This window comes from Alphaproteobacteria bacterium, from assembly GCA_024244705.1.
Lineage (GTDB): Bacteria > Pseudomonadota > Alphaproteobacteria > JAAEOK01 > JAAEOK01 > JAAEOK01.
In genome coordinates this window covers 12656-25933 of record JAAEOK010000036.1, presented here as the reverse complement: position 1 = coordinate 25933, position 13278 = coordinate 12656, and the positions used below count along the sequence as shown (strand labels likewise).

Here is a 13278-nt window from a genome sequence, read left to right as displayed (position 1 = left end):
CCATGGCCAAAGTGTCAAAGACGCAACCGATCGAGCCCAGCGGAACAGCGTTCATCGTCGGCGTCGGGCCCGGTTTGGGCGCGGCCTTGGCACGGCGCTTCGCCAACGCCCGCATGAACGTCGGCCTGGCGGCGCGCAAGAAAAGCCATCTCCAGCCCCTGGCCAAGGAGATCAATAACTACATGACCATCAAGGCGCGCGCCTTTGGCTGCGATTCGACCAAGGCCAAGGACGTCGACAAGTTCTTCGAGGCGGCGGTCGAGGAGTTGGGCGAGCCCGATCTCGTCGTCTACAACGCCGGCGCCTTCGTCCGCGCCTCGGTCCTCGACATCGCCCCCGAGGATTTCGAGCATTGCTGGCGAGTTGGCTGTTATGGCGGATTCCTCGTCGGCCAGGCGGCGGCCAGGCGGATGGCCCACCGCGGAAAGGGCACGATCATCTTCACCGGCGCGACCGCCTCAATACGTGGCGGCGCCAATTTCGTCAATTTGGCCTCGCCCAAGTTCGGTTTGCGGGCGGTGGCGCAAAGCTTGGCGCGCGAGCTTGGGCCGCAGAACGTCCACGTCGCCCATGCGATCATCGACGGCCAGATCCTGTCGGACAAATACGCCCACCTACAGAAGGAGCGCGGTCCCGAATCCCTGCTCGCGCCCGAGGCGATCGCCGAGACCTACTTCCAACTCCACCACCAGGCGCGCAGCGCCTGGACCCACGAGCTCGACCTCAGGCCCTGGGTCGAGAAGTTCTAGGCCGCGCGCTCAGAAACGGGGATCGCCTGAAACGTTTGCGCGTCTTTCGCTTTGAATCTCCCCAAGCGGTCTCGCCGACCGTCGCCGACAACGTCGGCTCCTAGAGCGGTTTCGGCTGCACCGGCACGCTCCCCCACCAGCGCTCCAAGACCTCTGCTCCACGACCGTTAGAGTGTACGCAACGCCGCTTCAATCGCTGGCGAGGCCGTTTGTAGATTCATCTGTTCGGCCGTGTCGCGTAGGCGCTGTATTTGAGAGACCACGTCTTCGTTGTGGTTGTTGCGCCCAAAAGCTGCGAGCGCGCGTCCCCGCTTGATGAAGAAGTCAATGAGCGGAAGGGGCTCCTCGCGGGTATAGTCTTCCAGAGCCGCGGCGTAGCGATCCACACGATCCCAGTCTCCAATTCGAAGCGACGTTTCCATCGCCCCAATATAGAACTCGAAATAGCTGGCGCTTACGCAACCGCCTTCCAGCAAGTATTCGCCTTCCTCAAGTGCTTCGCGGCGTTCGACACCATCACCGGTCGTAAGTGCAATATCCGCTAGAATAGCAGGTCCCGCGTATCGAATACCCGTTTCGCGGCTGATCGCCATAGCCTCTCGAAATTTGTTGAGTGCCGCATCCATGTTGCTGTTCCAATGGTCTATTCTGCCCTCGAATTGCAAGGCACGTGCAACAAACCGCCTGGCGCCAAGCCTCTCCGCGAGTTCCTTTGCCCGAGCTATATGTTGGCGGGCTCGGTCCATCTCGGCCATAGCGACCAGGCTGATGTAGCATCCGATTTGCGCAAGGATTTCCGCCCGCTCGTGGCCCACCTTCCTTGCCAAAGCCTCGGCCTCGAGGCTCACCTCAAGCGCTCCCGTAAGGTCTCCCCTATAGTAACGGCTGCCCCCGCCACCAAGAATGGAGATATTCGCGACTTCAATCCGACCGAACCCCTCGCTCCGGCAGATTTCCATACAGCGATCGAGGTAGCATTCCACCGTCAACAAACGGCCCCGGGCGTACTCAGCGTCGGCAAGGCCACCCAGGGCACGCGCTTCCCATTCCAGTGATCCCGCTGAGCGGGCGCACGCGAGCGCCTGGTTGTGCTCCTCCCAGCAGCGATCGATCTGCCCCAATGGGAAACAAAGATTTCCTCTTAGGTGATGAAGACGCGCAAGCTGCAAGTGATAACCGTTGCTTCTCGCCAATGGCTCTGTTCGGTCGAGCACAGCGAACGCCTCATCATAGTCGTCGATCATACGCATTCCACTGGCAAAGCCAATCTCGGCCCGGCAAAGTTCAAGGTCGTCGATCGCAAGGTTTCGAGCCTCGGTAAAAGCGTCAATTGATGCTCGGATTTCGCCAACCTCATGCAGTAGGTCGCCCCTGAGGCATGTCAGAAGATATCGCTCGCCCTGATCTTCAGCGAGTTCAAGCCCCCGCGCTACAAGCTCCATGGAACGCTCATAGTGATAAAGCTTGGCCTCGCTTTCGGCTGCTGCGAGGTAGGCCCTCACCGCTGCCGGATTTTCGGCGCGGTCCAAATGCTCCGCTTTCAGATCAGGACACTGCTCCGAGAACCACTCGGCAGTCCTGTTGTGCAGTTTCTTGCGGCGAGCTGTGAGCAGCGAGGCGTAGACTCCTTCCCGGATGAGCGCGTGCGCGAACAAGTAGTCGTCAGCCTCCCGTCTGACCAAGTGATGCTCGACGAGTTTCCCGCAGTCGTAGTCATGGCTATTCAGCAAATGCCTGAGGATCGGCAAAGTAAACCGCTGGCCGACCACGGAGGCAGTCTGTAGGGCCTGTTTGTCCGAGGGCGGCAGACGATCCATCCGGGCTTGCACAAGACTCCTAATCGAGCCAGGCATATCCTCGCCGGTGCCCTCATCAGCGTTGCGGAGCAGCTCTTCGAGAAACAGTGGATTGCCCCCGGCCTTGATGATGCAGCTTTCTACGAGTGGGCTTGTGCGCTCGAGCAGGTGACCGGCAATCTTCCTCGCGTCGACGTCTTGAAGTGGTCCGAGATCGATCGTGGTCAGCGAACTGCTCGCTAGAGACGCACGCCAGTCCTGATCGAGTGGGACGCCTTCCACACGCGACGTCATGACCAAGACGGCGCGGCAGTGGGCGACCGTTGACGCAAGGTTGCCCAGGTGGGCCAGCGTCAGCCCGTCAGCCCAATGCACGTCCTCGACGACCATGAGAATGGGACGCTGCCCGCCAGCCTGCTTGACGAGTCTGCTAACCAGCATTTGCGTGCTGTGGATGCGGGTAGTGTTGTCCATGGCATCGTGGATGGAGCGCAGCGCCACCGGTTGCGGTAGATCCAACAGATCGTTCAGGAAGACCCTCTGGTCGGGGTCAGCGGCGCCATTGCGGACGGCCGCCTCGACAGCCGCTTGCCGACTGCTCTTACCACTTCCAGGAGGAATCCCCAGCACACTGCGCACCAAAGCGCGAATGGCGTCCTGTCCCTTGCCAACACCGAAATCGAAGATCAGAGCCTTGTGTGGCGCAAATCCATTATCGGCTGCGATCCTGACGAACTCTTCGATCAAGCGCGTCTTGCCAATCCCGGGCTCGCCACGAACCAAGAGGCTGTGACCCGTCCCGTGCTCCAATGCCTCGTCAAGCAAGACCACGAACTGGCGCAGCTCCATGCGGCGACCGACGAAGGCTGTCAGGCGGTCAGATGATGGCTCCGGGACTAGCTGTTGAACTGCCCAGACTTCGATCTTCCGGCTAATACCCTTGATCGAGACTTGGCCGCGTGACGAATAGATGGCCATGTGCGAGGCAGCGCGCCACACAGCCTCCGAAATGAAGGTCTCGCCCGCCTCGGCCATATCGTCTAAGCGCGAGGCGAGATTGACTGTATCGCCTGTCACGGTGTATTCGCGGTGAGTGTCGCTACCCGTCCCACTGGCTACTACCTGGCCGCTGGCGATGCCGATATGGGCCGTCAGATCTCGACCCAGCTCGTCGCTCAAACCCGTCATGGCCTGATGGATGTCGGTGGCAGCCCGTATGGCGCGCTCTGGATCGTCAGTGTGGGCGACAGGTGCGCCGAAGACCGCCATCACGTTATCGCCGATGTGCTTATCGACCGTCCCGCCGTACCCTTCGACAATGCCATCAACCGTCTCGAAATAACGGTTGAGGAGCGCATGGGTCTCCTCAGCGCCGAGTTCACTTGACAGCCGGGTGAAATCTGAGAGATCGGCGAACAGTACTGTAACCTGGCGGCGCTCACCCATGGGCGCCACTGGCTGAGCCTGTATTATCCCGCCGTGTCCATCGCCCTCAAATAGACCTGCAATGGCTTTGAGTAACCGCTTTCGATCGGCCAGTCGGACTACCCCTAAGTCTCTTAGGTCATCGTTGGTGAGTTCAGGAAGCAAGGCCGCGTCCACCCCATTCTCAGCGAACGCTTCGGTGTATTTTTCCAGCCCAAGCCCCCTCAGCCAGGCTCCAACATCCATAATCCAAGCACCAATCCTACTGGTCTCAACCGAACCCTAGCATGCGTCCGGTGCAGTTATTAGGCGAAATCCGCGACGACTGGTTAGGGTCGATACCGTTGATAAAGTGGGCGATGAGACCGCGCTGACCGTCCGCTCTTAGTAGAAGCGGACCTTTGGTTTCCGCCCGTACTTACTCCCGGGCGGGTCTTAGGTGTTTTTTGCCTCTACTTCATCGGTCTCCTTGCATGGCAATTACGCTGGTTTCGGGTTTGGCGGTGGTATGGCGGCGAGCTTTGCCAAGCGTCTGAGGTTCTGGACGGTGGCGGCGAGGAGGAATTCGTCGTGGGCGCCGGTAAGACCTCTGAGCCGGAGCCGATCGAGCCCAGCGGAACAGCGTTCATCGTCGGCGTCGGGCCCGGTTTGGGCGCGGCCTTGGCACGGCGCTTCGCCAACGCCCGCATGAATGTCGGCCTGGCGGCGCGCAAGAAAAGCCATCTCCAGCCCCTGGCCAAGGAGATCAACAACTACATGACGATCAAGGCGCGCGCCTATGACTGCGATTCGACCAAGGCCAAGGACGTAGACAAGTTCTTCGAGGCGGCGGTCGAGGAGTTGGGCGAGCCCGATCTCGTCGTCTACAACGCCGGCGCTTTCGTCCGCGCCTCGGTCCTCGATATCGCCCCCGAGGATTTCGAGCATTGCTGGCGGGTCGGCTGCTATGGCGGATTCCTCGTCGGCCAGGCGGCGGCCAGGCGGATGGCCCACCGCGGAAAGGGCACGATCATTTTCACCGGCGCGACCGCCTCAATACGTGGCGGCGCCAATTTCGTCAATTTGGCCTCGCCCAAGTTCGGTTTGCGGGCGGTGGCGCAAAGCTTGGCGCGCGAGCTTGGGCCGCAGAACGTCCACGTCGCCCATACGATCATCGACGGCCAGATCCTGTCGGACAAGTACGCCCACCTGCAGAAAGAGCGCGGACCCGAATCCCTGCTCGCGCCGGAGGCGATCGCCGAGACCTACTTCCAGCTCCACCACCAGGCGCGCAGCGCCTGGACCCACGAGCTCGACCTCAGGCCCTGGGTCGAGAAGTTTTAGGCCGCCTAGTCAATAACCGGGATCGGCTAATATCTATTGCGCCTTTCGCTTTGAAACTCCCCAAGGGGTCCTGCCGTTCGTTGCCCCGAAGGGCGGCTCTTAGCCGAAAGCGGACGAATCTCGGATCACGATTTTGACGCCGCGGGCGATACGGGACTATGATCTCAAGATCGCCGACCATCGTCAGAACTCCTTATTTGAAGTGACCGATGAAAAAGGAATTCTCCCACGAAATCGTAGTGGATTACCCCGCTTCCGAGGCATTCCCGTTATTCACGCCAAAAGGTGAGGAGGCATGGGTACCGGGATGGAACCCCACCTATATTCGACCTGCGTCCGGCGAAACATGCGAGGAAATGATCTTCACGACCGGAGAGGGCGACGAGAAGACGTTCTGGACCTGTCTCACTTGGCAACCCGATCAATGGCATGTGCGCTATCTGAGACTGATGCCCGCTTCCCGCGTGGCGTTCGTCGATGTGCAATGTAGACCGGAAGGACCTGACCGGACCCGCGTTCGCGTCGCTTATAAAGTTCAAGCGCTGTCGGACCAAGGTCGCTCATATATCGAAGACCTCACCGACCGCGCATTCGCCAAATCAATCGATGAATGGTCTGACCTGATCGAGGCCATGGAATAACAGCGGAGTGTCGGACCGCTTTGCATTTGATCGACACCTTGGTTTGGCAAACGACTGAGATCATCGCGGGCGGTCATGGCGGTTCCGGCTGGGTCGCTGTCGACCAATTCGGTATTCTTGGATTCGGCGAGGCCTCATAAATTGACCTCATTCCAGATATCTCTACGCCCTGCCACGCCCGACGACGCGCCCGCCCTGTCGCGTTTCATCGATATGGCCTCGGAGGGCCTGACCGCACACCTATGGGCCAAGATGGCCGACCCCGACGAAAGCCTGTGGGATGTCGGGGAACGCCGAGCCCGGCGGCGCGAGGGCGGGTTTTCTTATCTCAATGGTCACATTGCGGAAATCGACGGCACCGCGGCGGGCGGTCTCGTCGGGTATCCCTTGCCGGATGAACCGGTCGTGATCGGACCCGACTTTCCGGCCATGTTCGTGCCCCTCCAGGAGCTCGAAGACCTCGCTCCCGGAAGCTGGTACATCAACGCGCTGGCCGTGCTTCCGGGATTTCGCAACGGAAGAATCGGCGGCCACCTGCTGGGCGCGGCCGAAAGGTTCGCGAGGGACCGGGACTGCAAGCAAACGAGCCTCATCGTCTTCGACCGGAACATCGGAGCACGTCGGCTTTACGAGTGCCACGGTTATCGCGAAGTCGCCCGGCGCCCGATTATCAAGGACGGCTGGGTTTGTGACAGCACCGAATCGCTGCTTCTGGTCAAGGACCTCACCGCCTGATCTTGTGCGGTCCCTCGTGCGCCGTTTCGAACGCGCGGCATGCCTTCGGAGCTTATCGAGGGCTTGATGGATGGGCTGCGCCGGGCGGGTTTGGACGTGCCGCCAAAAGCATCGCGCGATTAATGCGTCGCCGAGGTCATCTCTCGCTGTCGAGAATCATCAGAAACCCGTGTCCGCTGAAGATCCGGAAAGGGTCAGAAACAGGCCTTCGGCTATACTGCCAGGAAAGTCTGATCATGGCGGCGGCGCAAACGAAATCATGGGCGAAGCGGACACGCTGTGGATCAGTCCGTTATAGACGGCCGGTGGAGAGTGCCCGGTGCAAAGTAGGGAGCCTACTATGGACATTGAGGACTTCGAGATCCTGATTCAACCGGTGACACAAGCGATTCGGGGAGCGCCGATCAATGCTGACCTGGCGGAAGATTTGAACCGGCTCTTTCCCGCCAACGGCGAGCAATTCAATGCCATCGAGCGGGCCTGCCACGCGGCGATTGCGGCCGGTTGGATGTGCCAAGAGGGTGGTGAGGGGTGACGCTTTGGCCGCGTCATCGAGCCCGGACCTGCAAGCGCTGGGTTCAGCGTTGATGTTGTCGACATAACCGACTTTCGCGGCCCCCACCACCGTCATCCGACAGGCGAAACCTGCATGGTCATGCCGGTCATGGAAACGACTACTTTCTGCGGACAAGGCCGCGGCTGGTGCGTTTTCGAGCCGGGCTCTGACCATCACCCAGAAGTCAGGGGCGGCCGGGCGCTGATTCTCTATATGCTGCCGGACGGTCGGATAGATTTCACCGAATAGAGATCGATTAGGATTGCAAGCGGAACAAAGTCGAGCGCGGACCGGTGGCGCGCACTCGGTCATTGTGCCAGCTTGCCGCCCGAAGCCGGACTAATTACGAAACCCTGCCGAACTTCGCTCCCTAGCGAGAACCGGTCATTTCACGGACATGGGCGGACGGGAGTCCACTCGGCAGCAAGACGCTCGCCCTCGGCGATTTCGGTGGGAGTCATGGACTTGCTGAGATCGTTGCGGTAGTTCGCTGCCTTGGCAAAGGCCTTCTCGTCAGACAGCGTGTACCACATGTAGGCGCGAACCGAATCAGCTGTGACAGGTGCATCGGAGAAGTAGTCACCTTCTGCTCGCATGCGACCGAGCGAATATAGTGCCACCGGCTGTCCTTGCATTGCTGCGCGACAAATGTAGTCAATCCGTTCCGGGCCCATGGCATAGTTTATGGCGTGGTTCCATTGGGCATTCGCATCGCCTTTGTCCGCTCTGCCTTGCTCTTCCTTCCAATAACGCTCGTGGGCAAGTCCCGGTTTCCCTGCTTGCTTGCGGACCGTCTTTTCCACACGTCCGTCAGGCCCATAGAAGATAGCGATCTCCGCCCGCTGTCCCTCATAGTTGATCGAATGAGCGACAGGGATGATGATAGGCAACAATATCCAACCCTGCAGCACTTTTGCCCAAGTCGGCGGTTCTCCTCGGCTTCGGTTCATACCCTCGGTTGTACTCGTAAATGTCGATCCGCCCGTTCTCTATGCCGACGCTCTTGATCGGCTTTCCGAGGACGCGCTCAACCTGCGCGCGGGTCGCGCCTTCCCTAACAACGGAGAGATCGGTGCGTTGAATCGCACAGGCGACGACGAGAACCGTTAGGACAACGCCAAAACCCAAGGGCAAGGTCGACTTCATAAGGAGGCTCAACATCCTACGCATTAAGAAAACACGGCTAGCGTAGATCGCACTCGGACGCGTTGATATGCGTCAACGTCCCGCTGCGATAGACCTTCCCTGTTCTAGACGTTCCTATCGGAAAACGATCTCGCTCGGCAACCGGGGGCTGATACACATCAATGCGGCGAAGGTCGGGGCACGCTACGGAATGTCGCATTGGTGGAACGACGAAATGCGACCGCAATCAAAGATATTGACACGATGGGTTGGCGTGGGTGCCTTGCTAATCGCCCTGTTTGCAGGCGGATGCGAAATACGGCGGGTAAATCCGAGTGCGGACGCTCCGGCCTTCCCCGAGGTCGTGAGCAAGACCGTGGGCGTCTATTACAGTCCCGATCTTCGCGATTATGAGTGGGCGCCGGTGGGCGATGGCTACGCTCTCGGCAAGGATAGCATCGCGATGTTCCGAGATATGTTCGCGGCTCTCTTTGAAAACGCCGTTGAACTGCCTGGCACATCCCTCGCGCCGAGTGACCATCCGGGAATAGATGCTATCATTGCGCCCAGGATCAGTAATTTCGAACACTATCTTGGGGCTTATGAGGTATCGATTTTTGAAAGGCCGCCGTTTGTAGCGAAGATCACTTACGAGTTCGACCTCTTTAGCAGAGACGGAGCACGTATCGACAAGTTGATTGCACACGGGCGTGGGCAGGAGTACCAGGGGCAAATCGGCGTCGCAACAAAGGCGGCGATGGAAAATGCAGCATTGGAATTCGCACAAAAATTTCATCAGTTTGCCGAAGGGCGTTGGGGGCCTGGGGCGTTCCCTTATGCGACCGCCGCCGTGGCGGCCCGAGTCCTGAAGCCCGCGGACCTTCCGGAAGGTTTCGGGCCGGCGGCCGTCGCAGGTGTATTGGAAAACTTCGTCTCAGTTGTCGTCGATCCCTATCTTGAAACTGACCGGCAAGCCGCAGAATTTCCCGGACTCGATCTGCGCCGATCCCAAGTCGTCCCGATCCGCGTTCACATGAGGAACTACGGTCCGGGCATACTCGAAACCCACCGCTCGCGGATCGTCGCGAGGCTCGACGACGGGACACAAGTCGAGCAGCTCGACGAGCACGAACTGAGCGCACTTCTGGCGCCCTATTACGGCGGCTCCTTCCCTCACGTCCCGGCGGGACCCGGCTTGGCGATGGTGCCGTTTCTGTTCATGGGCCTACTCGATGCCGCAAGGCGGCAGGAGGCGATCGACACAGGCGAAGCCGCAACTCGCGTCCTCGACGCGAGCGCGTTCGAGGTCGCAAAGCTCGAGCCGAGCGAGATCGCCGACGGGTTCGTCTATTTCCATCGGGGCGGTTTCGATGGTCCGATCCTCGACGCGACGTTGATCGTCCCGGTTGCCGACGTCGAAACGAAGACGGTTTATACGATGGAGATCCCGCTGCGTGGACCGGCACAAGAGTTTACGCCCTACCGGATGAACTGAGGGGAAAGGTGGACTCTGTCATGGGAGGTCGCCATGAGAGCGATTGCTGGTCTGATCCTGGTTTTCCTGCCGCTCGCCGTCGGCGCTTGTGGTCCCCGAATTACTCTTGACGGTCAGATATTCCACGGCACCGAAGCGGCGCTCGATCATATTGAGGAGTTAACCCATCGGGCAATGGTTGAACCGGTGACACCGCTATCATCGCCGATCGGCGGCCCCGTAATCATAGTTGGACCGCCACAATCGCATCTCCGCGCGATTTTCCGTTCCGACTATCCATACCAACCTGCCGAAGCCATCGATTATGCTGCGAGCGGAGAAGCCATTTTCCACCAAGGCTTCGTCTCGATGATCGAACGTCGAAATCTGTTCGAGAGTGTTAGCGCAAAGCGCGCCACAACCCCGGCCGGCATTGACGTGCCCGCCAGCGGCTATCTCATCTGGGATGAATATACGAGCTCATCGGAGTGGTTTATCCACATCATCGCCGCGGGCGAGAGCGAGACGACGAATCTGGACGATCTAGCCGATTCATCACGCATAACTGACGGCGAGAGCGGCCTCAGGGCGATTGGCGAGGAATATCTCAGGGCCATCGAGCAGTTTGTCAAAACCCATCGGCCGAGCGCCTGAGGGCGAATCTCCCTCGATTTCTACTGAGACACGTCATCAAGGCACCGCGGGTGTCCGCGTGACCTACATGCGAAGCCTGTGCATGTCGCCTTAGGGTCGATACCGTTGATAAAGTCGCTGTTGTAATCGATTTCGAGCCGTGATTCCGTGCTTCCTGCTTACTTGCAGGAGGACGGTGCGATGATGGGTCGCTTGGCAACCCGATCAATGGCATGTGCGCTATCTGAGACTGATGCCCGCTTCCCGCGTGGCGTTCGTCGATGTGCAATGTAGACCGGAAGGACCTGACCGGACCCGCGTTCGCGTCGCTTATGAAGTTCAAGCGCTGTCGGACCAAGGTCGCTCATATATCGAAGACCTCACCGAACGCGCATTCGCCAAATCAATCGATGAATGGTCTGACTTGATCAAGGCCATGGAATAACAGCGGAGTGTTGGACCGCTTTACACGTGATCGACACCTTGGTTTGGCAAACGACTGACATCATCGCGGGCGGTCGTTTCGGTCAAGAGAGGCGATCGGGAGCGCGGGCCCGAATCCCTACTCGCCCCGGAGGCGATCGCCGAAACCTACTTCCAGCTCAACCACCGGGCGCGCAGCGCCTGGACCCACGAGCTCGACCTCAGGCCCTGAGTCGAGAAGTTCTGGGCCGCCTACTCAATAACGGGGATCGGCCGAAACTTTGCGGACTTTCCGCTTAGCACCCCATGGCGACCCTGTCGGCCGTCGCCGACAACGACGGCTCCTAGCTATTACCGGCCATACACAATTGGTTGGTACGGCGGAACCGCGAAGCGTCCTTGGCCGTATCACGCGGCAAAATGGGGGAAGGGCGGGCCCACTCAAACACATGCAGGAGCGATTGCCCGCCGACTGGGTGGCTTCGGAAAAGGAGACAGGCAGCACAACACGCTGACGCTTTTGCGCCCCATGCGCCAAGCTGATCTCTTACTTTCGCGGCAGTCGCGAGTTCACTCAGCCTTTGCTCACCGGCTCTCGTCTACCGCGACCTGCTCTGCTTGGCGGCGCGCCTCGATGATGCGGCGGGCCGCCTGATCCGGGATACCGATACCCATCAACACCATTTCGCCGAGTTGCAGGCTCGCCTCGATGGTCTCGGGGATAACGTGGGTGGCGCCCTGGGCAATAAGCCGTGCCGCATGCGCGCGGTCACGGGCGCGCGCGTAGACTATGAGATCCGGCCAGTGCTGGCGGGCGGTCGCGACCACATGCTCCGCAGTATGCGGGCTGTCCATAGTCACTACTAGCGCCGCGGCCTTGTCGACGTCGAACCTGCGTAACATGTCTGCTCGGCTCGCGTCCCCATAGAAGATGCCGGCGCCGGCAGCCCGGAAGCGTGCGACCATATCTGCGTCGACATCGAGCCCGACATACGGGATCTCTTGACCGGCGAGCACTGAGCCGAGCATCTGGCCGACGCGGCCATAGCCAACAACAATGACATGGCCGGAAAGTCCAGTCGGAATATCGCTGTCGCGCTGGCCACGGTCCGCTTCTCGGGTTTCAGTAGCGTGGGCCAGCTTGCGGGCGATATGGGCCACCGGCGGTGTCGCGATCATCGTTATGCCAGTGACGATCAGCATGAACTGGGCGGTATCGTATGGCATCAGGCCAAGCCTATAGGCCATGCCGACAACAAGGAAGGCGAACTCACCACCCTGGCCCAACAGTAGACCAGCTTCCAGCGCCACCGATCGGGGCTCGCCGAACCATCGCGCAAGGGCGTAAACGATTGGTGTTTTGACGAGATACAGTCCGAAGACCGAGGCAAGCAACCAGAGTGGTTTGGCGGCCACTTGGGCAAGGTCGATACTCATGCCCACTGAAACAAAGAAGAGGCCGAGCAGCAGGCCCTTGAACGGTTCGATGTCGACCTCGATTTCATGTCGGTATTCGGTTTCGGCGAACAATAGCCCGGCGAGGAATGCGCCTAGCGCCATTGACAGGCCAACCCGTTCGGTTGCGAGCGCGGTGCCGACTATGATCAACAGAACGAACGCCAGAAACATTTCACGGCTAGCGGTGCTGCCGACGAAGCGAAACACCGGTCGGATCACCAACCGGCCGATAGCCAGGATAGCCGCGACCGCGACAAACGCCTGGCCGATCGCCCAGGTAAATGCGGCCAGCACCTGACCGTCGCTCTGGGCTGTAAAGGCACCGACTAGAAACAGGATTGGCAGCACTGCCAAGTCCTGGCACAAAAGGATGGCAAAGCTGGTGCGGCCCGTTGCCGTACCCAGGCGGCGCTTCTCAGACAACAACTGCATGACTATCGCTGTCGAGGACAACGCGAAGCCGGCGCCGAGCACGACTGCAGCGGCCAGGGTATTATCGAAGAACGAAGCAATAACAGCAATCACTGCGCTGGTCAGGACGACCTGCGCGCCCCCTAGTCCGAAAACCCGGCGCCGCATTCCCCATAACCGATCAAGCGAGAGTCCGAGCCCAATCATGAACAGCAGGAACACGACGCCCAGTTCGGCCAGGGGGCGGACGCCGGCCAGGTCGGTAATCACGGCATAGCGCAGCCACGGCAGCGCGTCGGCGAAGCGCGCCACGCCATGGGGTCCGATCGCAAGCCCGACAATCAGAAAGCCGAAGACCGGACTGATTCTCAGGCGATGAACTAGCGGCACGACGATGCCGGCGGCGAAGAGAAAAATCACCACCTCGCGTAGATTTAGCGTCTCAACATGCATCCGTTTCTCCAGTCGCCCTCGGACCTGCTACCGTTTAACTCATCTCGGCGGCCAAAAGGACAGAGGTATCTCGTTC

10 protein-coding genes and 1 pseudogene are annotated in these 13278 nt (G+C 59.9%); 7 read left to right on the top strand and 4 right to left on the bottom strand.

Features of this window, described 5'->3' with window-relative positions:
- The first annotated feature begins 2 nt into the window (after positions 1-2).
- On the top strand, positions 3-749 hold the full coding sequence (locus tag GY791_04645) for an SDR family NAD(P)-dependent oxidoreductase (GenBank protein MCP4327710.1): 747 nt from the start codon (positions 3-5) through the stop codon (positions 747-749).
- Between the two features lie 167 nt (positions 750-916).
- Here GY791_04645 and GY791_04640 read toward each other — a convergent pair whose 3' ends face one another.
- Positions 917-4216, bottom strand: coding sequence for an AAA family ATPase (locus tag GY791_04640; GenBank protein MCP4327709.1), 3300 nt, complete (start codon positions 4214-4216; stop codon positions 917-919).
- A 357-nt stretch (positions 4217-4573) separates the two neighbouring features.
- Here GY791_04640 and GY791_04635 point away from each other — a divergent pair, with 357 nt between their 5' ends.
- From GY791_04635 to GY791_04620, 4 genes and pseudogenes are all read left to right on the top strand, one after another.
- On the top strand, positions 4574-5293 hold the full coding sequence (locus GY791_04635; GenBank protein MCP4327708.1) for an SDR family NAD(P)-dependent oxidoreductase: 720 nt from the start codon (positions 4574-4576) through the stop codon (positions 5291-5293).
- A 209-nt stretch (positions 5294-5502) separates the two neighbouring features.
- On the top strand, positions 5503-5934 hold the full coding sequence (locus GY791_04630) for an SRPBCC family protein (protein MCP4327707.1): 432 nt from the start codon (positions 5503-5505) through the stop codon (positions 5932-5934).
- Positions 5935-6075: 141 nt separating this feature from the next.
- Positions 6076-6669 (top strand): GNAT family N-acetyltransferase, encoded by a 594-nt coding sequence (locus GY791_04625; protein MCP4327706.1) that lies wholly within the window; start codon positions 6076-6078, stop codon positions 6667-6669.
- Between the two features lie 340 nt (positions 6670-7009).
- Positions 7010-7474 (top strand): annotated as a pseudogene (locus tag GY791_04620) (DUF4863 family protein).
- A gap of 140 nt (positions 7475-7614) precedes the next feature.
- On the opposite strand, the gene GY791_04615 reads toward GY791_04620, so the two are convergent.
- Positions 7615-8115: a hypothetical protein gene (locus GY791_04615; protein ID MCP4327705.1), complete on the bottom strand. Its 501-nt coding sequence runs from the start codon at positions 8113-8115 to the stop codon at positions 7615-7617.
- Positions 8075-8371: a hypothetical protein gene (locus GY791_04610; protein MCP4327704.1), complete on the bottom strand. Its 297-nt coding sequence runs from the start codon at positions 8369-8371 to the stop codon at positions 8075-8077. The genes GY791_04615 and GY791_04610 overlap by 41 nt, the downstream gene beginning before the upstream one ends.
- Positions 8372-8774: 403 nt before the next feature.
- On the opposite strand from GY791_04610, the gene GY791_04605 reads away from it, so the two are divergent.
- Entirely contained in the window at positions 8775-9845 is a 1071-nt protein-coding gene (locus tag GY791_04605; GenBank protein MCP4327703.1) for a hypothetical protein, read from the top strand.
- A 33-nt stretch (positions 9846-9878) separates the two neighbouring features.
- A complete protein-coding gene (locus tag GY791_04600; GenBank protein MCP4327702.1) occupies positions 9879-10478 on the top strand; it encodes a hypothetical protein in 600 nt (199 codons plus the stop codon).
- A gap of 987 nt (positions 10479-11465) precedes the next feature.
- Here GY791_04600 and GY791_04595 read toward each other — a convergent pair.
- Positions 11466-13202 carry a potassium transporter gene (locus GY791_04595; protein ID MCP4327701.1) on the bottom strand — a complete coding sequence of 579 codons (1737 nt, stop codon included), beginning with the start codon at positions 13200-13202 and terminating at the stop codon, positions 11466-11468.
- Positions 13203-13278: the final 76 nt, after the last annotated feature.

Bases quoted from the DNA above. Each gene is read 5' to 3' on its own strand.
- GY791_04595 (MCP4327701.1), bottom strand. From the start codon at position 13,202: ATGCATGTTGAGACGCTAAATCTACGCGAGGTGGTGATTTTTCTCTTC.
- GY791_04600 (MCP4327702.1), top strand. From the start codon at position 9,879: ATGAGAGCGATTGCTGGTCTGATCCTGGTTTTCCTGCCGCTCGCCGTC.
- GY791_04645 (MCP4327710.1), top strand. From the start codon at position 3: ATGGCCAAAGTGTCAAAGACGCAACCGATCGAGCCCAGCGGAACAGCG.
- GY791_04640 (MCP4327709.1), bottom strand. From the start codon at position 4,216: ATGGATGTTGGAGCCTGGCTGAGGGGGCTTGGGCTGGAAAAATACACC.
- GY791_04630 (MCP4327707.1), top strand. From the start codon at position 5,503: ATGAAAAAGGAATTCTCCCACGAAATCGTAGTGGATTACCCCGCTTCC.
- GY791_04610 (MCP4327704.1), bottom strand. From the start codon at position 8,371: ATGAAGTCGACCTTGCCCTTGGGTTTTGGCGTTGTCCTAACGGTTCTC.